This is a genomic window from Nonomuraea sp. NPDC050540 (assembly GCF_044457485.1).
Classification (GTDB): domain Bacteria; phylum Actinomycetota; class Actinomycetes; order Streptosporangiales; family Streptosporangiaceae; genus Nonomuraea.
On the sequence record NZ_JBITHA010000018.1, the window covers coordinates 182,568 to 203,078 of the forward strand.

A 20,511-nucleotide genomic window follows, 5' to 3' on the forward strand; every position below is an offset into this window, starting at 1 on the left:
CTCGTCCTTTCAGCTCAGCGCAGCAGGTAGGGGATGTCGATGGTGACGGCGTCGACGGGGCAGCGGGCCGCGCACGGACCGCAGTACCAGCACTCGTCGACGTGCATGTACGCCTTGCCCGTCTCGTCGCTGATCGCGAGCGAGTCGAGCGGGCAGGCCTCCACGCAGAGCGTGCAGCCGTCGATGCAGAGGGACTCGTCGATGGTGACGGGCACCTCGACCCGCTGGGTGATCAGAGCCATGGCTACTCCCGGTTCAGGTGGCCGCGCATGGTCAGCCGGTCGCCCCTGAAGCGGATGAACTCCAGGTCGACCGGGCGGCCGTCGGACAGGTGGGTGAGCCGCTCCACCATGAGCAGCGCGGCGCCGCGCGGCGCTTCGAGCGCGGCGGCGGTGTGGGCGTCGGCGTTGACCGCCTCCAGGCTGAGCTCGGCCGTGCCGAGCGGCTGCCCGGCGATGGCTTCGAGCAGGACGAAGATGTCGTTGTGCGCCAGGTCGGCGTCGAAGAGCGGCTCGCCGACCTCGCGCACCAGGTACGTGAGGTCGAGGGAGAGCGGCACGCCGTTGAGCCGCCGGAGCCGTTCGAGGTAGACGACCGCCTCGCCCGGCGGCACCCGCAGCCGCCGGCTGACGGCGGCGGGCGGCTCGATGAGGGTCATGGTCCGGACGAGGTTGACCACCTCGCCGTGTTCGTGGAGGGTCTCGGCGAGTCCGAGCAGCCGGTGCAGCCCGTGGGGGTACTTCTGCGCCGCCACCGTGGTGCCCACGCCGGGGCACCGCTCGACCAGCCCTTCCTCCCGCAAGAGGTCGAGGGCGGCGCGGACGGTGTTGCGCGAGATCCGGAAGTCACGGGCCAGCGCCGCCTCCCGGGGCAGCCGGCCACGCCCGAACTGCCCGTCCACGATCTGCCCGCGCAGCAGATCGGCCACCTGCCGGGCCCGATCCGCCCGTCGCCGTGTCTCCACACGGTCTAACCTAGCAATCCGGTAGGTTAATAGGGATAACGGCGAGATTGCGCCACCCGCCCACCCACCCCACCAGCACGACCAGCCAAGATCTGCCACTTGCCTGCGGCGCCAGACCCCCTCCACTACTCTCTGACGCTGGGCGACATTTCCGTATCTTTCACACCTTCTGGCGGAGGAGGCGAGTGAGACAAGACAGGTGGGGCCTGGCGCAGGTCGCCGGACTCGGCGGCGCACTGGTCGGATATCTGGGTCTCGGGGTGGCGATCTGGAACCTGACCCAGCAGATCCTCCCTCTGGTGGTGTACGCCCTCCTGGTGATCACGGCCATGCTGGCCACCCGCATCCACACCGGGCAGAGGGAGATCCGGCAGCTGGAGGCCCGCTGCCAGAAGCTGACGGCCCACACCCAGGAGAGCGCTCACCTGCAGAGCCTCACCCAAGGGCTGTCCGGCTTCGTCTCCTATCTCACCGAGGAGCCACGCGCCGACTACGTTCACCACTTCACCCATGTGACCGAGGAATACGCGATCCACGGTGACGACGGTACGTACAACTGGACCCTTCGCGGGCACAACGCCACGGAACATCCGTCAGAGCGGCTCCACGTCAAGTTCTACGGCGACCGGCCGACCACCGCCAAGGCCCTCGACATCACGGTCGTGGACATGCTCAGGCCGGAGGAGGACCCGAAGGTCGAGCTGGTCAAGGACATGCCCCTGTTCAAGGCCATCGCGATCGCGTTCGATCCCCCGCTGCCGCCGGGCGGCGAGTTCTTCCTCAAGGTCAGCTGCCGGTGGAACGACACGTTCACCAGGGAACGCGAGCATGACTACATCATCTTCACGATGGGCAGGGTGGCGACCCAAGGCGTGGACCGCATCGTCGGCCGCCTCATCTGCGATCTTCCGATCTCGGAGTTCGTCATGGAGGAGTTCAGCCCGAGCGGGCTCGTGCGCGCGACGATCCAGCCGCACCAGGCCGAGTCCACCTTCCACCGCACCATCCTCGAATGGCAGGGCCGCGACCCGCGCAACATCTTCCTGCTGAAGTTCCGCAAGGAGGTTCCGCTAGGAAGTGCGGGCCGGGACGCGTGAGGGGTCCGCCTGCGCGGGGAGCTTCTGGCGGCGTGGGCATGTCAGCCGCACGGTCGCCCATACTCCGACGACCGTCAGCGTTGCGTAGAACAACACAATCCAGGCGATCATTGTCCTGACTCCCTTGACCAGGTTTCTCGAAAGATTCTTAACAATAGGTACGCGGCAAACAACCTAAAAAGGGCAAAGGATATGGCTGCCAGCTGGGCTTCAGATTCGCGGAGTACCGTCCGGCGGCATGACATGGCAGCGCAGGTTCAACAAGGCGCTGGCCAGATACACGGGATACCAACTCAAGCGCCCGGAAAAGGGAGAAACCCGTCCCGCTGAGCTCGGGACCGTCCGGCAGCCCGCCCATCCCGGCACCGATCGGCTGCTCGTCGCGCCGGTGTTCGTGATCTGCCCGGTGCGTTCCGGCTCGACGCTGCTGCGGGCGATGCTCAACGCGCACTCCCAGCTGCACGCCCCTCACGAGCTGCACATCCGCCGCCTGACCGTCGGATTCGGTACGAGGCTCGCGCAGCACGCCATGACCGAACTCGGGCACAACCGCGCCGATCTGGAACACCTGCTGTGGGACCGGGTGCTCCATCGCGAGCTGGTGCGCAGCGGCAAGCCGTACCTGGTGGACAAGACGCCCGCCAACGCCTTCGCCTACCGGCGGATCGCCACGTGCTGGCCGGACGCGCGGTTCGTGTTCCTGGTGCGGCATCCGGCCGCGATCGCCGCCTCCTGGTACGAGGCCGCGCCCGAGCGGCGTACCCGCGAGGAGGCGGCGGCCGACGCGCTGCGCTACATGAACGCGGTCCAGCGCGCGAGAGAGGCCCTGCCGGGACCGACCGTCCGCTACGAGCACCTCACCGCGGCCCCCGAGCGCGCCACCCGCGCCGTCTGCGGCTTCCTCGGTCTCGCGTGGGAGCCCGGCATGATCGAGTACGGCCGGCCCGAAGTGATCCGCAAGGGCCTGGGCGACTGGACGGACAAGATCGCCTCCGGCGTCGTGCAGCCCGCGCGCGAGACCCCGTCCGGCACCCCGGAGATCCTCGGGCCCATCTGCGAGGCGTGGGGATACACACCATGAACGTCCACTACCTGCTCCTGCACGCCTACGGCATGGGCGGCACCGTGCGCACCGTCCTCGGCCAGGCCGGGGCGCTGGCCCGCCTCGGGCACGAGGTGGAGGTCGTCAGCGTCGTACGCCGCCGCGACGAGCCGCACTTCCCCTTCGAGCCGCGGCTGCGCGTGTCCACGCTGGTCGACCAGCGTGACGGGATCGCCGCCGACTCCACGGCGCGCAAGGCGTGGCGGCGCGTGCGCGGCAAGATCGTGCCGCCCGGCGAGTTCGCCGCCGACTACTTCACCGAGCGTGTGGAACGCTCCGTCATCGACTACGTGGCCGGGGTGCGCGGCGGCGTCCTGGTCACCACCCGGCCCGCGCTGAGCCTGATCGCCGCGCGCCGCGGTTCGCGCCGGGTGGTCCGCGTCGCGCAGGAGCACATGCCGCTGTCGGCCTACCGCGAGCCCGTGCGCGCGCAGATCCTGCGCCACTACGCCAAGCTCGACGCCGTGGCCGTCCTGACCGCCGCCAGCCGGGACGAGTACCGCACCGCCCTGCCCGCCACCCCCGTCGTCCGCATCCCGAACGCCGTGCACACCGACGGCACCGCCGCCGCCACGCAGAACAACCCGGTGGTGATCGCGGCCGGCCGCCTGGTCCACCAGAAGGGCTTCGACCTGCTCATCCCCGCCTTCGCGCAGGTGTCGGCCAGGCACCCCGAGTGGAAACTCCGCATCTACGGCACCGGCCCCAAACACCCCCAGCTGACCGCCCTCATCCGCGACCACGGCCTCCAGGCCAGGGCCCGCCTCATGGGCCGCACCCAGAACCTGGACGCCAAGCTCGCCGGCGCCTCCGTCTTCGCCCTGAGCTCCCGCTTCGAGGGCCTGCCCATGGTCATGATCGAGGCCATGACCCACGCGCTGCCGATCGTCGCCTTCGACTGCCCGACCGGCCCGGCCGACGTGCTGACCGACGGCCGCGACGGCCTCATCATCGCCCCCGGAGACGTCGGCGCCTTCGCCGCCGCCCTCGACCGCCTCATGTCCGACCGCGCCGAACGCCTCCGGATGGGGGCGGCGGCGGCGCGTACCGCGGGCGGATACGCGATCGAGGTGGTGATGCCGATGTGGGAGGACTTCTTCGGCGAACTGCTGAGCGGCGAGCCGGTCACCGACAGCTACTGGCCCTGACGCTCGCGGTAGCTCGCCACCGCGGTCCGGACGAACGAGCGGATGAGCGGGTTGGCGTCACCCTCGTTCCACGCCACCACCACCCGGCTGGGCGCCATGTCGGTCAGCGGCACCACGGCCAGTTCCGCGGGCGGGTGGTGGCCGAGCGGGGTGAGTCCGACCGTCCCGTTCCAGAGCACGGCCTGCACACACTCCTGTACGGCCCGCACCACCGGCCCTTCCCTGGCCAGTCCCCCGTTCCAGTACGCCTGCCAGATCGGATCGGTCCCGTCGGGGAACTGGAACCAGCGCCGTCCGGCCAGGTCGGCCAGGGTCAGGTGATCGCGGCCGGCCAGCGGGTCGTCGGCGCGCAGCACCGCTCCCACCGGGTCGGCGCGCAGCACGTGCACGCTCAGGCCGCTCTCGTCGAACGGCCCGCGGGTCAGCGCCACGTCGACGGCTCCGGCGCGCAGCCCGCAGGTCGGATCGGTCAGGTCGGCGTCGCGGATGCGGACCTCGACGCCGGGGTGCGACCGCCGGTACTCGGTGGCCAGCCGCGTCGCGCCCCGGTCGGCGCTGTCGCTCAGGAAGCCGACGGTGATCGACGATGCACCCGCGGCCACGGCGACGCGGGCGCGTACCCGGTCGGCCTGGTCGAGCAGGGTGCGCGCGTCGTCCAGCAGCGCCGCGCCGGCGGCGGTGAGGGTGACGCCCGCGGCGGAACGGAGCAGCAGGGTGGCGCCCAGGTCGGACTCCAGTTGCCTGATGGCCCGGCTCAGCGGCGGCTGGCTCATGTGCAACCGGGCGGCGGCCCGGCCGAAGTGGAGTTCTTCGGCGACCGCCACGAAGTAGCGCAGCGTGCGTAGCTCCATGACCCGCGACGATACCCGCACGGTATCGGCGCCACCCAGCCGGACTTGGACGGCGCGGCCGGCGCGGTGCTGCACTGGACGTGATCAGTCCCCTATGTCAAGGAGAGCGCCGCATGTCCGGATACTCCCACCCCGATCCCGTCGTGGACGTCACGGACGTTCAGGAACTGGGCCGCGACCTCGTGGTGATCCCCAACCGGGACGTGGAACTGGTGCCGAACATCGGCGTGATCGGCGGCACGCAGGCGGTCCTGGTCGTCGAGACCGGCCTGGGCCCGCGCAACGCCGCGAAGGTGCTCGCGTTCGCCGCCGAGTACGCGAAGGGCCGCCGCCTGTACCTGACCACCACCCACTTCCATCCGGAGCACGCGTTCGGCGCGAGCGCGTTCGGCGAAGAGGCGACCTTTCTCGTCAACGCGGCGCAGGCCGACGACATGGCCGTCAAGGGCGCCGGATATCTCGCCATGTTCGGTGGATTGGGAGAGCCGGTCGCGCGTGAACTGGAGGGCGCCCGGGTGCCCGTCCCGGATGTCACCTACGACGGCTCCCGCGAACTCGATCTCGGCGGCCGGGTGGTGCGCCTGCGTCCGACCGGGCGCGCGCACACCAAGGGCGACCAGGTGATCACCGTCCCCGACGCGGGCGTGATGTTCACCGGAGATCTGGCGGAGGCCGGGCAGTTCGCCATCTTCCCGTGGTTTCCGCCGCACGACACGGACGTCTCGGGCGTGCGCTGGATCGAGGTCATGGAGCGGCTGTCCGGGGAGCGGCCCCGGGTGGTGGTGCCGGGCCACGGCGCCGTCGGCGACGCGCGCCTGCTGGCCGAGGTCCGGGACTACCTCAGGGAACTGCGCGAGGAGACCTGGAGGCGCAGGGACTCGGCCATGCCGGAGGAGACGATCGCGCGGGAGGTCACCGCCCTCCTGGTGGAACGGCATCCCGAGTGGCGGATGCGGGAGTGGATCGAACGCGGGGTCGGCTGCCTGTGCGCCGAGCACCCGAGCTGATCCAGATCCACCCTTGTAGTGCTATGTGCAATGTGCAATGTTATACAGCAGTCTTCGGGGACCCGCACAGGCACCAGATCAGCAACGGAGCGATCATGAAAACGATGCCGAAGAAGCTCGGCCTGCTGGCCGTCGCGGCCCTCTTATGCGGCGCCTGCGGAGGCGTCAGGCAGGCGAGCGGCGACCGGCCCGCCGAAGAGGGCGGCACGAAGGGCGGAACGCTCACCGTCCTCGCGATCAGCGACTTCGGGCACCTGGATCCCGCGCGGAACTGGACCATGCCGGACATGATGTCCGGCACCCGCCTGATCTACCGCACGCTGACCACCTACAAGGCGGGCAGTTCGGAGATCGTTCCCGACCTCGCCACCGACCTGGGCACCTCCGCGGACGGCGGCACGACCTGGAAGTTCACGCTCAAGGACGGGCTCAAGTACGAGGACGGCACGCCGATCAAGGCCGCCGACATCAAGTACAACGTCGAGCGCTCGATGTCCCCCGACATCAGCAGCGGGCCGGACTACGCGCAGAAGCTGCTCGTCGGCGGCACGGACTACAAGGGCCCCTACGACGGCAAGAGCCTCGACTCGATCGAGACTCCCGACGACAAGACGATCATCTTCAAGCTCAGGCGCCCGGCCGGCGAGTTCCCGTACACGGTCACGCTGACCACCTTCTCTCCGGTGCCCCCGGCCAAGGACACCAAGGTCGAGTACGACAACCGCCCCTTCTCCTCCGGCCCGTACAAGATCGAGAAGTACGACCGCGGCAAGGAGCTCGTCCTCGTGCGCAACGAGCACTGGGACCCCGCGACCGACACGGTACGGCTCGCGCTGCCCGACCGGATCCACGTCAAGCAGGGCCAGGACAAGGACACCGTCACCGACCGCCTGATCGCCGCGTCGGGCGCGGACGCCACCGCCGTGGCCTGGGGCTCGGCGGGACCGCAGAGCCTGTCGAAGATCCTTCCCGACCCGCGGGCGAAGGAACGCCTGTTCACCGGCGTCACGGGCTGCACGAGCACGCTGGTGTTCAACATGAACAAGAAGCCCCTCGACGATCCGAAGGTGCGCCAGGCGATTCACTACGCGCTCGACAAGGAGTCGGTGCAGACCGCGATGGGCGGGCCGAACATGGCCGACATCGCCACCGCCTACCTGCCGCCCGCCATGACCGGCGGCGCCAGGCAGGACGTGTACGAGATCCCGCCCGCCGGCGACGTGGCCAAGGCCAGGACCCTGCTGGCCGAGTCCGGGATCGCCACCCCGCTCAAGGTGAAGCTGACCGCCACGACCGGCTCCTCGAACAACGTCGAGGTGGCGATCCAGGAGAGCCTGAAGAAGATCGGCATCGAGGTCGAGATCAACGCGGTCGACGGCTCCGTCTACTACGACCTGCTCGGCGACCAGGCCAAGGCCGACGAGATGGGCGTCTACGGCTGGTGCCCCGACTACCCCAACGGCTCCAGCTTCCTCCCGCCGCTCTTCGACAGCCGCGGCATCAAGAAGACGGGCAACAGCGGCAACGTGGCCTACTTCAAGGACGCCGCGATCGACAAGAAGATCGACGACATCTACGCCATCCTCCAGAAGGACGCCTCCAACAAGGCCTGGCAGGAGCTCGACTCCCAGATCATGCGTCAGCTGCCGCAGGCGCCGCTCTACCTGGAGAAGCGCGGCTACCTGGTGGGCAAGAACGTCATGGGAGCGGTCAACCACCCGGTCTGGGCCGCCCAGCTCGACTACGCGGTCATCGGCGTCAAGAAGTGACCGTGGCGACCGCGGTCCGGCCACGCTCCCCGGGCGGCATCGCGCTGGCCCGGCTGCGCGCCGACCGCCCGGCGATGGCCGGCCTCGTCCTCGCGAGCACGCTGGTCATGCTGGCCGTACTGGCTCCAGTGATCACCGCGTGGACGGGCTGGGCACCCGAGACCCTCGACAAGGCCGCCGTGGACCCCAACCTCGGCGGCCTCCCCCGCGGCCCGTGGGGCGGCGTCAGCGCCGCCCATCTGCTCGGCGTCGAGCCGGTGACGGGCCGCGACGTGCTCAGCAGGATCCTGTACGGCGGGCAGATCTCGCTGCTCATCGCCCTGCTCGCCACGGTGATCACGGTGATCACGGGCATCGTCCTCGGCCTGCTGGCCGGGTTCCTCGGCGGCTGGGTCGACACGGTGATCAGCAGGCTCGTCGACCTGCTGATGTCCTTCCCCAGCCTGATCTTCATGATCGCGATTCTGTCCGTGGTGCGCGACATCAACCGGATCGTGCTGCTCGTGACCGTCATGGCGATCTTCGGCTGGACCGTGGTGGCCCGCATCGTCCGCGGCCAGGTGCTCACGCTCCGGCACAGCGAGTACGTCGAGGCCGCCCGGGTCGGCGGCGCGATGACCGGCCACATCCTGCGCAAGGAGGTGCTGCCCGGCCTGAGCGCGCCGCTCCTCGTCTACGCCACCCAGGCCATCCCCGCCTACATCGGGGCGGAGGCGGCGCTGAGCTTCCTCGGAGTCGGCGTCAGGCAGCCCACCCCGTCCTGGGGCCAGATGATCAACAATGCCCGGGGCTGGTTCATGACCGATCCGATGTACCTGGCCGTGCCCTGCCTCTTCCTGGGACTCTCCGTGCTCGCCTTCACCCTGCTCGGCGACGGCCTGCGCGATGCCTTCGACCCGAAGGAGGCGAGTTCGTGATCGGGTACGCGCTGCGCCGCCTGGGCGCGATGGCCCTCATCCTGCTGGCCATCTGCGCCATCACCTTCGCCGTCTTCTACCTGCTGCCCGACGACCCCGCGCTGGACGCCTGCGGCAAGAGCTGCACGACCGAGCGGCTCCAGGACGTCCGGCACGCGATGGGCCTGGACCAGACGGTGATCGTCCAGTTCGTGACCTATCTGGCCGGCATCTTCACCGGCCGCGCGCTGGGCACCACCGGGCTGGAGTGCGCGGCGCCCTGCTTCGGCTACTCCTGGCAGTTCGCCACCCCGGTCTGGGACCTGCTGCTGGACCGCCTGGCGGTCAGCGCCTCCCTGGCCGCGGGCGCCGCCGTCCTGTGGCTGGTGACGGGCGTGGCGCTCGGCGTAGTCGCGGCGCTGCGCAAGGGGTCGCTGCTGGACCGCGGGATCGTGCTGTCGGCGCTGACGACCACCTCCGTGCCGGTCTACCTGGTCGCCGCGCTCTTGCTGTACGTCGTGGTCCTGCGGGGCGAACTCCTGCCCTTCCCCGACTACCAGCCGCTTCTGGAGAACCCGGCCGCCTGGCTGACCAGCCTGATCCTGCCGTGGATCGCGCTGGCGGCCCTGTACGCGGCCATGTACGTCCGGCTCACGCGTGCCTCGATGATCGAGACGATGGCGGAGCCGTACATCAGGACCGCGAGGGCGAAGGGCCTGCACGAGCGGACGGTGGTGGTCAAGCACGGGCTACGCGCCACGATGACGCCGATCCTCACCATCTTCGGCATCGACCTGGGCGGCCTGCTGGCGGGAGCCATGATCACCGAGACGATGTTCGGGCTGCCGGGGCTGGGCAAGCTGACCTTCGACGCGATCGCCAGATCCGACCAGCCCGTGGTCCTCGGCGTGACGCTGCTGGCGGCGTTCTTCGTCACTTTCGCCAACCTGGCCGTGGACCTGCTCTACGGCGTGATCGACCCGAGGGTGAGGTACGCGTGATCCTCGACGTCACCGGCCTGTCCGTCAGCTTCGGCGCCACCGCGGTGGTCGACGGCCTCTCGCTGTCGGTGGACCGCGGCCGCACGCTGGGCATCGTCGGCGAGTCCGGTTCCGGCAAGTCCGTCTCGTCGCTGGCCGTCATGGGACTGCACCGCGAGGCCACCGTGACCGGTTCGATCCTCTTCGACGGGGACGAACTCGTCGGAGCGCCCGCCGAGCGGCTGCGGCGGTTGCGCGGCTCCCGGATGGCGATGATCTTCCAGGATCCGCTGACCTCGCTGCATCCCTTCTACACGGTCGGGGAACAGATCGCCGAGGCCTACCGGCTGCACCGCCGTACCGGCAGAAAGGCCGCGCGCGAGCGTGCGGTGGACATGCTCGCCGAGGTCGGCATCCCCGACCCGCGCCGGCGCGCCGGTGAGCACCCGCACCACTTTTCGGGCGGCATGCGCCAGCGGGTCATGATCGCGATGGCGCTGGCCTGCGAACCCGACCTGCTCATCGCCGACGAGCCGACGACCGCCCTCGACGTGACCGTCCAGGCGCAGATCCTCGAACTGATCAAACAGATCCAGGAAGACCGCAGGCTGGCCGTCATCATGATCACCCATGATCTCGGCGTGGTCGCCCGCGTCGCGGACGAGGTCCTGGTCATGTACGGCGGGCGCGCGGTGGAAAGAGCCGAGGCCAGGACGCTCTTCAAGGATCCGCGCCACCCGTACACCAAGGGGTTGCTCGCGTCGATTCCCGGCATGGACCCGGACCCGGCGGGCCGGCTTCGGGCGATCCCCGGCGCCCCGCCCTCGCCGCGGGCCTTCCCGGCCGGCTGCCGGTTCCACCCACGCTGCCCCTCGGCCATGGCGGTCTGCTCGGCAGAGGCCCCGGCGCCGGCCGGCACCCGCCGCATGATCGCCTGCCATCTCGAAGGAGCGCAGTCATGACCCTGCTGTCCGTCCGCGACCTGCGGGTGGGGTTCAAGACCGGTCGCCGCGCCGAGATCAAGGCCGTGAACGGGGTCACCTTCGACCTGCCCGCCGGCGAGACGCTGGGGCTGGTGGGAGAGTCCGGCTGCGGCAAGTCCACCACCGGGCGGGCCGTCGTCCGCCTGCTGGAGCCGACCGCCGGCAGCGTCCACCTGGACGGGCGTGACATCACCCACGCCGGCCGGCGCGACCTCCTGTCGTCGCGCAAGGACATGCAGATGATCTTCCAGGACCCCTTCGCCTCGCTGAACCCCCGGCAGACGGTCCACCAGATCGTCTCCGGCCCGCGGCGCCTGCTCGACCACGCGGGCACGGCCGAACTCCTGACCAGGGTGGGACTCTCGCCCGAGCACGCCGGCCGCTTCCCCCACCAGTTCTCCGGCGGCCAGGCCCAGCGCATCGGCATCGCCCGCGCGCTGGCGTCACGGCCGAAGCTGATCGTCTGCGACGAGCCCGTCTCGGCGCTGGACGTCTCGATCCAGGCCCAGATCGTCAACCTGCTCGCCGACCTCCAGGCGGAGCTCGGCCTGGCCTACCTGTTCATCGCGCACGACCTGGCCGTGGTACGCCATGTGAGCACCCGCGTGGCGGTCATGTACCTGGGCCGGATCGTGGAGATCGGGCCCCGGGAGCGCCTCTACGCCGATCCCGCCCACCCCTACACCCGGGCGCTGCTGTCGGCGATCCCCGTGCCCGACCCCGACACGGAGGCGAGCCGTCAGCGGATCGTGCTCAGAGGCGACCCGCCCAGCCCGGCCGCCCCGCCGCCCGGCTGCTCCTTCCATCCGCGCTGCCACCTGGCACAGGACCTCTGCCGCGTGAGCGCACCGGAACTACGTGAGGTGAACGGCCGTCAGGTCGCCTGCCACCTGGCCTGAAGTCCCGCCCCCCGGACCCCCGGCGAGAGGCGATGGCGTCAGCCACGGTGATCCGCGGTGCGGGCACGGCCGAGAGAAAACCGGCGCAACACGGAGAAGGATCCCGCGCCGGCCTCGGTGAATCGGATCTCCGTCACCCTGAACTCCCCCGCGAGTTCACGCCCCGCGAGCGCGGCCGCGCACCGCGCGCCCCACGTGGACGTGCGCGGGTGGGCGATCGTGGCGTGGGGCGGGACGTCCATGGCGGCCATGGGTGGCGACAGCAGCTCGCGGCGCAGGTCCGTCCAGGCGCCGTCCACGTCGTGAACGCGGACGAACACGCCGCCGTCCATCGCGAAGACCCGGCCCAGCCGCAGGCGGAAGGGCGGCCGCTCGCCGGCGTGCGACTCGGCGCGCTTCAGCAGCAGAGTCTCGTCGAGGGTCTCCTCGGGATACACGAGGGTCACGTGCGCCGGCACCACCTCGGCCATGCGCGGGTCCCACTTCTGCCGCAACCGCTCCAGCGGCTCGGCCGCCGGCCCCCGCAGTGCGATGGACAGGTGCCGTCTCACCCGAAGTCCGCGCCGAGCACCACGGCGTACAAGGCGCGCAGTTCGCGGCCGGTGATCGGCGGCAGCATGTGGTTGGCGCCGACCAGGATCAGGTAGAGCAGCTTGCCCATCACCTCGGAGGCGGCCGGATCGCCGGACCGTTCCCGCCAGACCGTCCGCAGGAACTCGATCCGGGTGTGGTCCACCCTGCGCAGCATGGCGGCGACATCCTGGTCCTGCATCGCCCAGGCGCGGATCGCGACCTCCGGGTCCGACGTGGGTTCCTTGGCCACCAGTTCCAGCAGGCGTTTGATCTTCTCCTCCGGGGCCGGGTCGCCCGCCAGGGCCGTCTCGATGTAGCGGGTGGTCATCGTCGCCTCGTAGTGCTCCAGCAGGGCGGTCTTGAACCCGGGCATGCCCTTGAAATGGTGGTAGAACGAGCCCTTCGTCAGTTCCAGCCGGGCCATCAGCCGCTCGATGGTCAGGCCCGGTGCGCCGTGCTCGGCGAGGATCACCAGCCCGGCGTCCAGCCAATCCTGTCGGTTCGCCACGAAGCTCCTTCTGGGGTAGGCGCCTCGACCATACCCCAGGGTATGCCGTACCCGAAGAACCTGATCACCTGGCTTCTCCCCAGGAGAGCAGGCGCGCGCGGTCCCGCCAGGCGCGTTCCCACTGGCGGGTCAGCGCGGGGTAGACGATCAGGTGACGGAACGGGGCGATGGCCGCCATGTACAGGCGCCCGAAGAGGCCGTTGGGCTTGACCAATGCCGTGCACCTCAGGTGGTACGTGCCGTCGCCGTTCGGCAGCCAGCTCAGGTGCATGATCGTGTGGACGGTCTTGTTCGCCAGTTCGCGGGCGGCCTCCCGGTCCAGGAAGTACACCTCCGTGAACGGGTCGGTGCACGGCGGTACGCCGTCGGCGGTCTGGGCCAGTTCGCGCGGCAGCCGGTCGCGCAGCGAGGCGACCCGGTGCCCCAGTCCGGTCCTGGGCGCGTCCCAGCCGAACAGGGCGCCGATCTTCCAGCGCAGCGCGAGCATGAATCGGACCACGGCGGGCTGTCCGCCGGCGTCGTAGGCGGTCCGTAGCGCGGCGAGCATCACGGGGAAGTCGTCGGGGCCGGCGCCGGGGGTGCGGAAGGTCCACACGTCCTCGACCCGGAAGTCGGGGGCGAACTCGTGGATCCGCCAGGGCTGGGCGAGATGGGCGGTTGCCGGGATGCGCATCTGTCATTCCTTCCGATTTTTCGAGACTCCAAGTTCCGTAACTACGAGTTCCGTAACTCCTAGTCCCGTATCATGCAACCATGACCGATCGAAAGCAAGTCCGCGGTCGCGGGGGCCGGCCCCGCGACAGCCGCGTCGACGACGCCATCGCCGCCGCCGTACGGGAGGTGCTGTCCGAGGCCGGATACGCACGGCTCACGATGGGCGAGGTGGCCACGCGTTCCGGGGCGGGGAAGGCGGCGATCTACCGGCGGTTCGCCAGCAAACAAGAAATGATCTTCGATGTCCTCGTGGAGGGCGAGTTCCTGCCGGTGCCGTCCGACCGCGGTTCGCTGCGCGCCGACCTGGCGGCCGTGCTGGCCGAGAGCGCGGACAGCTTCGCCTCGGCCCCACCCGGGACGGTCCCCGGCCTGCTGGCCGACATCCAGGCCGACCCCGAACTCCACCAGCGGTTCGTCACCAGGTACGTCGGCGCCCAGCGGCAGACCTTCGAGGAGATCCTCGACCGCGCGGCGCTGCGCGGCGAGCTCGCCAGGCGGCCCGACCCGGCCATCCTCAACGCCCTGGTGGTCGGACCCGTCTTCGCCTGGCTGTTCCTGCTGGACGGCGCCCCGGACGGGCTCCCCGCGCTCACGTCCGCACTGCTCGACGCGGCCCTCGCACTCACCGCCGGCTAGGACGCCCCCAGACAATACCGTTTAGTATGCTATCGAAAGGAAGCTTTCCCCATGGATATTCGCCCCGTCGAGCCCGCCGACCTTCCGGCCCTGGTAGATCTGGCCTGCACGGTGTTCGGGCCGTTCTATCTGGACTCCTTCCGGCCGGTGGTCGGCGAAACCGTCTTCGCCAACCGGCACGGTGACTGGAAGGGTGACTACCGGCGCCACCTGGCCGGTGTGCATGACCCGGCCAACGGGAAGTTCGCCGCCGTCGCCCTGGCCGGCGGCCAGGTGGCCGGCTTCGCCGGCTGGGCCGTCCAGGAATCCGAACGTCACGGCGAGATCGACATCCTGGCGGTCCACCCGGAGCACCGGCGGCTAGGGCTCGGCCGGGCGCTGCTCGAACACGCCCTGGACCAGATCAAGGCCACCGGGGCAGTGGAGATGATCTCGATCGGCACCGGCGGCGACGACTTCCACGCACCGGCACGCGCCCTCTACGAGTCGTTCGGATTCACGCCGTTCCCGCAGGTCACCTATACGAGGCCGATCTGAGCGCCGCCGGACGGAACGGCGCCGCGAGAACGAGCCCGAAACACACCGCGGACATCACGGTGAACACGATGATCGGCTCGGGGAAGTACGCGACGCTCAGCCACACCGAGAATCCCGAAACCGCGGTGCACGCCAGGCTGAAAGGCGACCAGCGCCGCAGCAGCCCCGGCGCCTCACGGACGGCGACGACCACCGCGACCGCGAACATCACCGCCAGCATCCCCATCTCGGCGCTGGTCCCGTCGTTGAAGTCCCGCACCGTGACCTGCCGCCCGTTCTCGAACATCGGACTCGCGGTGACCGCCGCCAGATCGGCGACGGCCTGCTCCCCCGCCGGAAGCGGCCCGGTGAGCGGCGAATGGAACATCAGCAGGTGCGCCACGCCGACCAATCCGATCAGCGTCGCACCGGTGTAGAACAGGCGACGCGACCACGGCTCCATGACAACCTCCAGGAACATACTATACCGTATGGTATGGATGTGAAACAGCGTACTCCCTCCATCCCCCGAACGCCAGCGGCCCCCCGGACTACCCAAGCCGGGGGGCCTTAGATGTTGCCGCCATGTGCGGCGCCAGCTGCTTTTAAGAGGATGGATCAGTCCTGACGACGTGTGCTCTGCCATTGAGCCACCGCGGCACGAAGAGCCGCGGGCCGGATTCGAACCGGCACCTCAACCATCACAGTCCACCTCGGTCGATCTGGCGCTCGACGGCAATGCTGAATCTGGAGCGAGAATCTGAACGTGATCGGCTGCCTCTACCGCTTGGGCTACCGGGACGCGTAGTGCCCCGGGAAGGTGTCGAACCTCCACTGTGGCCGTTTGGTCAGCTTCAGCCTCAGCCTCAGCTTGCGCTCCTGGCGCACCCTCGCACGAGGGCGAGGGGGTCGATGGGTCCTACCCGAGCAGGTAGGAGAACACCTTCTCGCCGATCTTCCGGTCGACGATGTCGGTGCCGTTGGCTTCCTCGCGGGCGAACTTGACGGCGTCCTGCAGCTTCTGCACGCGCGCCAGCAGTTCGTTGACACGACGCTGCGGCAGCGCGCCGGAGAAGGCGACCTTCGTCCAGTACCCGACCACGATGTCCTCGGTGAACACCTGCACCTGGGCCGGGTGCTTGTCCGTGGCCTCGGCCAGCACATGGTTGCGCGGCACCTTCTTGGTCCGGGTCGTCTTGACCGGCTCGGTCCGCCACGCCTCGGTGTGCTCGTCCTGGCTCCAGGTCTCGGCCGGGTCGAGGGTCGGCAGCTTGGAGATGAAGGTGTGCACGTCCGTCAGCTGCTTCTCCAGGAACAGCAGGTAAGTGACCGGCACGTCCTCCAGCAGCACGGCGCCGTCCACCTTGACACTGGCCGTGGCCTGGCAGTTCGCCCAGTCCTTGGTCGCGGTGACGTCGAACAGCCTGGTCAGCGTGGCGCCGACACCCTTCAGCACCGCGTCGGCCTGCACCTGCACGCGCGTGGACTCCGGCGGCAGTTGCTCGCCCTCGTCGTCGATCGGCTGGTAGGTGCGGGAGATGCCGGACAGCAGCGGCGTCTTCTGGATCTGGTGGTAGGCGTCGGTCACCTTGCGCTGGACGTCGGACTTCACGCCCTTCTCCACGGCGAGGATCTGGTTGAGCTTGGTCACGAACCCGACCATAGAGGTACGTGCGCCGCGTCACATCCCATTTACCTCCTCGACGCACGCGCAGGCGATGGTGATCATCGTCCCCTGCCGCGCGTCCACATGGGTGAGACTCCCCGACCCGAAACACAGCCGGCAGGGAAACGCGGCGGACACGAAGGGGTCCTGCCACACCCGATGCTGCCAGGCCGGCGGCAAGGGAGGAGCCGGACGATCGGCCCCCCGCTCGGCCGGCTCATTGTCCCCCCCGACCCAGCCCAGCCCACCACAGAACTGACAGCCCAGAAACAGGCCGCCGACGCGCTGACCCTTCCGGCCCCCGCACTCAGGACACTCGATGGGGTCGGTCACGCTCTGCCGGTGCCCTGGCAGTGCGTACACGGGACCCAGGTGCGTTCCCGGTCCCGCGTACCGTTGAGCTCCATCCACTCCCCGCCGGCGCCGAGACACGTACCGCACACGGGTTTCTCATCCTTGCCCATGCTCATGACGGTACGGCGGGCAGCGGTGGTGTGTCTGTTACCAGAAGAGGCTGATGAGGGTAGCTTTACCGCGACCCCTCAGAAACGATCAAGGGCCCTGGCTCACCGAAGTAAGCCAAAGCCCCCATCCGACCATCTGGTCGGGACGACAGGATTTGAACCTGCGACCCCTTGACCCCCAGTCAAGTGCGCTACCAAGCTGCGCTACGTCCCGCCAAGGCCCTGCTGGAAGCTCGTTCCGTGCGGCCTTGCGTGGAAAACACTATCACGGGTGACGGACCTCTCTGTGCCATTAACGGCGAGGCCCGGAGGGGTGGGAACAAGGTCATCCGGGCCGTGGTCGAGGGTAAGGAGTCGGTCATGAAACCTTCGGATATTTCCCTGGTGCAGGTTCTCGGTACGCCGGCCGTCTCGCCTGACGGGCGCCATGCGGTGGTCGCGGTCACCCGTCCCGATCTGGAGGCGGACGCCTACCGGGGCGGGCTCTGGGTCGTTCCCACCGACGGGTCCGAGCGGGCCCGGCGGCTCACCCATGGGCCGCTGGACAGTGCGCCGGTCTACTCGCCGGACGGGGTGTGGCTGGCGTTCTTGCGTTCGGGGCCGGGGGTCAAGCCTCAGGTCCATGTGATGCCGGTCGCGGGTGGGGAGTCGTGGCGGGTCACCGAGCAGCCGTCCGGCGCCGCGGAACCGGCCTGGAGCCCGGACTCGTCTCGGCTGGCCTTCGTGGCTCAGGTCAAAGAAGCTCAGGCCCAAGAAGGTCAGGCCCAAGAAGCTCGGGGCACGGGCGCGAGAGGCACGGAGGAGGGGGCCGAAGAGGGCAAGCGTGGGCCGCGGCGGATCACGGCTCTGCGCTATCGGTGGGACGGGGCCGGGTTCACGGACGACAGGTACGCGCAGGTCTTCGTGGTCGATCCCTTCGGGGACGAGCCGCCCGTGCAGGTGACGGAGGGCGAGTTCGATCATCGTGGGGTCGCCTGGAGCCCCGCCGGGGATCTGCTGGCCTTCAGCGCGGCCCGCCATCCCGGCCGTGGCGAGGACTTCTTCAGCGACGTGTGGGTGTGCGCCCCGGACGGCACCGGCCTTCGGCGGGTGACCCGGACGGATCTCACGGCCACGCAGCCGGGTTTCGGACCGGACGGCGGGCTGGTGTTCGTGGGCGCGGATCCGGGCGAGGAAGGGCGCAGGCTGGTCGCTCGGCAGACCGGGGTGTGGTCGGTGCCGGTGGACGGGTCCGCGCCGCCGCGCAGGCTGACCGATGCCGAGCTGCACAACATGCCGTCGATCGGCAACGAGCGGCTGGCCGTACCCGCGAAGGACGGGGTGCTGTGCGCGGTCGAGAACAGGGGCGCGGTCGAGCTGCTGCTCGTGCCCTATGGCGGCGGGGAGCCGGGGGTCGTGGTCGGGGGGCCGCGGGAGGTGCGGGGGGTGGGCCACGCGGGCGGGACGACGGTGGCGGTGGTGTGCGACGCGAGCAGCCCGGCGGAGCTGGTGGCGGTGCGGGACGGGGTGGAGGTGCGGCTGACGGAGTTCGGGGCGGGGCTGGAGGTGCTGCCGATCGAGGAGGTCGACGCGACCGCGCCGGACGGGTATCCGGTGCACGGGTGGATCGTGCGGCCGGAGGGTGAGGGGCCGCATCCTGTCCTGCTGATGATCCATGGCGGGCCTTTCGCGCAGTACGGCTGGCGGGTCTTCGACGAGGCGCAGGTGTACGCCTCGGCCGGGTACGCGGTGGTGATGGGCAATCCCCGTGGTTCCTCCGGCTACGGGCGAGCCCATGGCGCGTACATCGTGGGTGATGTCGGGCGGCGCTCGGCCGTCGATCTGCTGGCGTTGTTCGACGCGGCGCTGGCGACCGGCGGCCTGGACGCCTCCCGGGCGGGCGTGCTCGGCGGTTCGCACGGCGGCTTCATGACCACCTGGCTGGCCGCGCACCACGGCGGGCGTTTCCGCGCGGCGGTCAGCGAGCGGGCGCTCAACGCGATCGACAGCTTCCACGGCAGCAGCGACATCGGCTGGGCCTTCCCCTTCGACCTGTACGGCGAGCCGTCCACCTGGGCCGGCCAGAGCCCGCTGACCCACGCCGGCCTGATCACCCTCCCCATGCTGATCATCCACTCAGAACACGACTGGCGGGCACCGGTGGAGCAGGCGCAGCGCCTGTTCGTGGCGCTGAAGCTGCGCGGCGTTGAAACGGAGATGCTGCTGTTTCCCGATGAAGGACATGAGATGTCCCGTTCTGGCCTGCCCAGTCGGCGAATTGCCCGATTCGACGCCATCCTTGACTGGTGGCAACGTCACCTCTGACGGAGAAAACCATGGAAAGGTCGCACATGCGCATCGCCCGATTAATGGCCGCGATCACCCTCGTGATCCCCGCGCTCTTAGCCACCTCGGCCCAGGCACGATCCCCCGCCTGCCCCGGCACCGGCACCGACGCCGCCGTCGACAGCCCCGTCGAGATCGACGCGGCGTCCGCCTGCCCGGCCGCCCACCCCCGCCTCACCGTCTCCTACGCCCCGGCCGTCGACGGCACCGTCACCCTTCAGGACAGGGAACCGCTGGGCGGCGCCCCGAGCGAACACGACGACATCCGCTTCCTCCCGGACGGCTCAGCCTCCCGCGTGGTCTTCGGCGGCAGGACCTACACCCTGCTGAACGTGCACTACCACGGCCCGGCCGAGCACAAGTTCGCCGGTCGGGGCTTCGCGCCCCTGGAAGCCCATCTGGTCCACGAGCTCGCCGGACCCGCCCAGGGCTACCTGGTCCTGTCGGTGCTGGTGAACGCCCGGCGCGACGACTGGTCGGAGCACGACGCCCTCCTGCGCGAGCCGCCTTCCACGGTCGGCGCCACCAAGCGGGTCCACGGGGTGAACCTCGCGGCCCTGCTGCCGGCCCCCGGCAGCAGGGCCTTCTACCGCTACACCGGCTCGCTCACCACGCCGGAGTACGACAAGCCGGTCACCTGGATCGTCTTCCGGCAGCCCGGCTCCGCCACCCCGCGCCACATCGCCGGCGTCCGCGAGCTGTGGGACGAGCACGGCAACAAGCGTCCCCTGCAGGACAACCCGGTTCCGCCGAACGTCTACCGGCACTGACGCGCCCCGGTCCCCCGTGTCTGGGAAGAGGCGCGGGGGCCGGTCAGCCACTCCAGCAGCGGTCGCAGGTCGCGCCAGGCGTCGCGGACCGCGCCGAGCGCCTGTCCGCCGGTCGTCCTCGACTTGGGCAGGCGTTTCTCGGCCCCCAGCGACTTGTAGCGCAGCAGGTCGATGCGCGGATGGTCGGCGGAGTAGCCGCGTGGCCGCGTCTTGACCCGCTCCCCCACGAGCGAGAAGCCCTTCTTCTCCAGCCGCTCGACGATCGTGCGCAGTTCCTCGCCCGCTTCGCCGTCCACGGCCTCGCGGTAGCGGCGGGTGTCGTCGGTGTCGAAGGCGTGGAAGCCGCCGCCGACGTGGATGCCGTCGGCGCCGAGCATGAGGTAGTAGCCGGCGTGGCCCTCGGCGGCCACGGTGACGCCCTGGCTGGTCTTGTAGGGCGACTTGTCGGTGCTGAAGCGGGTGTCGCGCTGGGGTCTGAACAGCTTGGCGGGCCCGAACTCGTCCTCCAGCCCTTTCAGCATCTCCTCCAGCGGCTCGCGTACGGCCCGCTCGTAGACGTCCTTGTGGGCGTGCCAGAACTCCTTGGTGTTGTCGGCTTCCAGCCGCTTGTAGAAGTCGAAGGCCTTGGCGGTCAGGGGCACGG

General features: G+C 69.8%; 22 protein-coding genes and 1 tRNA gene. 13 read left to right on the forward strand and 10 right to left on the reverse strand.

Going from position 1 to position 20,511, the window contains the following annotated elements; genetic code table 11:
- Positions 1 to 14: 14 nt before the first annotated feature.
- Both ACIBI5_RS43505 and ACIBI5_RS43510 read right to left on the reverse strand, forming a co-directional pair.
- A complete protein-coding gene (locus ACIBI5_RS43505; RefSeq protein WP_184961290.1) occupies positions 15 to 242 on the reverse strand; it encodes a ferredoxin family protein in 228 nt (75 codons plus the stop codon).
- A gap of 2 nt (positions 243 to 244) precedes the next feature.
- On the reverse strand, positions 245 to 964 hold the full coding sequence (locus ACIBI5_RS43510) for a GntR family transcriptional regulator (RefSeq protein ID WP_397256045.1): 720 nt from the start codon (positions 962 to 964) through the stop codon (positions 245 to 247).
- 185 nt (positions 965 to 1,149) lie between these two features.
- Here ACIBI5_RS43510 and ACIBI5_RS43515 point away from each other — a divergent pair, with 185 nt between their 5' ends.
- The 3 genes from ACIBI5_RS43515 (at position 1,150) to ACIBI5_RS43525 (ending at position 4,311) form a co-directional block, all read left to right on the forward strand.
- A complete protein-coding gene (locus ACIBI5_RS43515) occupies positions 1,150 to 2,061 on the forward strand; it encodes a hypothetical protein (protein ID WP_397256047.1) in 912 nt (303 codons plus the stop codon).
- 238 nt (positions 2,062 to 2,299) lie between these two features.
- Entirely contained in the window at positions 2,300 to 3,142 is an 843-nt protein-coding gene (locus tag ACIBI5_RS43520) for a sulfotransferase family protein (RefSeq protein ID WP_397256049.1), read from the forward strand.
- Positions 3,139 to 4,311, forward strand: a complete 1,173-nt coding sequence (locus ACIBI5_RS43525; RefSeq protein ID WP_397256051.1) for a glycosyltransferase family 4 protein — start codon at positions 3,139 to 3,141, stop codon at positions 4,309 to 4,311. The genes ACIBI5_RS43520 and ACIBI5_RS43525 overlap by 4 nt, the downstream gene beginning before the upstream one ends.
- On the opposite strand, the gene ACIBI5_RS43530 is transcribed toward ACIBI5_RS43525, so the two are convergent.
- Entirely contained in the window at positions 4,299 to 5,162 is an 864-nt protein-coding gene (locus ACIBI5_RS43530) for a LysR family transcriptional regulator (protein ID WP_397256053.1), read from the reverse strand. The two genes, ACIBI5_RS43525 and ACIBI5_RS43530, sit on opposite strands and share 13 nt — an antisense overlap.
- Positions 5,163 to 5,275: 113 nt before the next feature.
- Here ACIBI5_RS43530 and ACIBI5_RS43535 point away from each other — a divergent pair, with 113 nt between their 5' ends.
- The 6 genes from ACIBI5_RS43535 to ACIBI5_RS43560 all read left to right on the forward strand — a co-directional run bounded on the left by ACIBI5_RS43535 (position 5,276) and on the right by ACIBI5_RS43560 (position 11,696).
- Positions 5,276 to 6,169 (forward strand): MBL fold metallo-hydrolase, encoded by an 894-nt coding sequence (locus ACIBI5_RS43535; RefSeq protein WP_397256055.1) that lies wholly within the window; start codon positions 5,276 to 5,278, stop codon positions 6,167 to 6,169.
- A 95-nt stretch (positions 6,170 to 6,264) separates the two neighbouring features.
- Entirely contained in the window at positions 6,265 to 7,938 is a 1,674-nt protein-coding gene (locus ACIBI5_RS43540; RefSeq protein ID WP_397256057.1) for an ABC transporter substrate-binding protein, read from the forward strand.
- A 2-nt stretch (positions 7,939 to 7,940) separates the two neighbouring features.
- A complete protein-coding gene (locus tag ACIBI5_RS43545; protein ID WP_397256059.1) occupies positions 7,941 to 8,855 on the forward strand; it encodes an ABC transporter permease in 915 nt (304 codons plus the stop codon).
- Positions 8,852 to 9,835: an ABC transporter permease gene (locus tag ACIBI5_RS43550; protein WP_397256061.1), complete on the forward strand. Its 984-nt coding sequence runs from the start codon at positions 8,852 to 8,854 to the stop codon at positions 9,833 to 9,835. The genes ACIBI5_RS43545 and ACIBI5_RS43550 overlap by 4 nt, the downstream gene beginning before the upstream one ends.
- The gene (locus ACIBI5_RS43555; protein ID WP_397256063.1) at positions 9,832 to 10,776 is read left to right on the forward strand and encodes an ABC transporter ATP-binding protein; all 945 of its coding nucleotides are present in this window, start codon (positions 9,832 to 9,834) and stop codon (positions 10,774 to 10,776) included. The genes ACIBI5_RS43550 and ACIBI5_RS43555 overlap by 4 nt, the downstream gene beginning before the upstream one ends.
- Positions 10,773 to 11,696 carry an ABC transporter ATP-binding protein gene (locus ACIBI5_RS43560; RefSeq protein ID WP_397256065.1) on the forward strand — a complete coding sequence of 308 codons (924 nt, stop codon included), beginning with the start codon at positions 10,773 to 10,775 and terminating at the stop codon, positions 11,694 to 11,696. The genes ACIBI5_RS43555 and ACIBI5_RS43560 overlap by 4 nt, the downstream gene beginning before the upstream one ends.
- A gap of 38 nt (positions 11,697 to 11,734) precedes the next feature.
- Here ACIBI5_RS43560 and ACIBI5_RS43565 read toward each other — a convergent pair whose 3' ends face one another.
- The 3 genes from ACIBI5_RS43565 to ACIBI5_RS43575 form a co-directional block, all read right to left on the reverse strand.
- Positions 11,735 to 12,247 carry a 2'-5' RNA ligase family protein gene (locus tag ACIBI5_RS43565; RefSeq protein WP_397256067.1) on the reverse strand — a complete coding sequence of 171 codons (513 nt, stop codon included), beginning with the start codon at positions 12,245 to 12,247 and terminating at the stop codon, positions 11,735 to 11,737.
- Positions 12,244 to 12,777 (reverse strand): TetR/AcrR family transcriptional regulator, encoded by a 534-nt coding sequence (locus ACIBI5_RS43570; RefSeq protein ID WP_397256069.1) that lies wholly within the window; start codon positions 12,775 to 12,777, stop codon positions 12,244 to 12,246. Before ACIBI5_RS43570 ends, ACIBI5_RS43565 begins: the two co-directional genes overlap by 4 nt.
- Before the next feature lie 64 nt (positions 12,778 to 12,841).
- Positions 12,842 to 13,450, reverse strand: a complete 609-nt coding sequence (locus tag ACIBI5_RS43575) for a DUF2867 domain-containing protein (RefSeq protein WP_397256071.1) — start codon at positions 13,448 to 13,450, stop codon at positions 12,842 to 12,844.
- Positions 13,451 to 13,530: 80 nt separating this feature from the next.
- On the opposite strand from ACIBI5_RS43575, the gene ACIBI5_RS43580 reads away from it, so the two are divergent.
- Together ACIBI5_RS43580 and ACIBI5_RS43585 are read left to right on the forward strand one after the other, a co-directional pair.
- Positions 13,531 to 14,127: a TetR/AcrR family transcriptional regulator gene (locus ACIBI5_RS43580; RefSeq protein WP_397256073.1), complete on the forward strand. Its 597-nt coding sequence runs from the start codon at positions 13,531 to 13,533 to the stop codon at positions 14,125 to 14,127.
- A gap of 51 nt (positions 14,128 to 14,178) precedes the next feature.
- Entirely contained in the window at positions 14,179 to 14,664 is a 486-nt protein-coding gene (locus ACIBI5_RS43585) for a GNAT family N-acetyltransferase (protein WP_397256075.1), read from the forward strand.
- On the opposite strand, the gene ACIBI5_RS43590 is transcribed toward ACIBI5_RS43585, so the two are convergent.
- The 3 genes from ACIBI5_RS43590 to ACIBI5_RS43600 all read right to left on the reverse strand — a co-directional run bounded on the left by ACIBI5_RS43590 (position 14,642) and on the right by ACIBI5_RS43600 (position 16,987).
- A complete protein-coding gene (locus tag ACIBI5_RS43590) occupies positions 14,642 to 15,124 on the reverse strand; it encodes a hypothetical protein (RefSeq protein WP_397256077.1) in 483 nt (160 codons plus the stop codon). The genes ACIBI5_RS43585 and ACIBI5_RS43590 overlap by 23 nt on opposite strands.
- A 438-nt stretch (positions 15,125 to 15,562) precedes the next feature.
- Positions 15,563 to 16,294, reverse strand: a complete 732-nt coding sequence (locus ACIBI5_RS43595) for a hypothetical protein (protein WP_397256078.1) — start codon at positions 16,292 to 16,294, stop codon at positions 15,563 to 15,565.
- A gap of 616 nt (positions 16,295 to 16,910) precedes the next feature.
- Positions 16,911 to 16,987: transfer RNA gene (locus ACIBI5_RS43600), tRNA-Pro, on the reverse strand.
- A 146-nt stretch (positions 16,988 to 17,133) separates the two neighbouring features.
- Between ACIBI5_RS43600 and ACIBI5_RS43605 the strand changes: the two genes are divergently transcribed.
- Both ACIBI5_RS43605 and ACIBI5_RS43610 read left to right on the forward strand, forming a co-directional pair.
- Complete coding sequence (locus tag ACIBI5_RS43605) at positions 17,134 to 19,077, forward strand: S9 family peptidase (protein ID WP_397256080.1); 1,944 nt, start codon at positions 17,134 to 17,136, stop codon at positions 19,075 to 19,077.
- 11 nt (positions 19,078 to 19,088) lie between these two features.
- Complete coding sequence (locus tag ACIBI5_RS43610) at positions 19,089 to 19,868, forward strand: carbonic anhydrase family protein (RefSeq protein ID WP_397256082.1); 780 nt, start codon at positions 19,089 to 19,091, stop codon at positions 19,866 to 19,868.
- Here ACIBI5_RS43610 and ACIBI5_RS43615 read toward each other — a convergent pair.
- On the reverse strand, positions 19,856 to 20,509 hold the full coding sequence (locus ACIBI5_RS43615) for a DUF2461 domain-containing protein (protein ID WP_397256083.1): 654 nt from the start codon (positions 20,507 to 20,509) through the stop codon (positions 19,856 to 19,858). The genes ACIBI5_RS43610 and ACIBI5_RS43615 overlap by 13 nt on opposite strands.
- Positions 20,510 to 20,511: the final 2 nt, after the last annotated feature.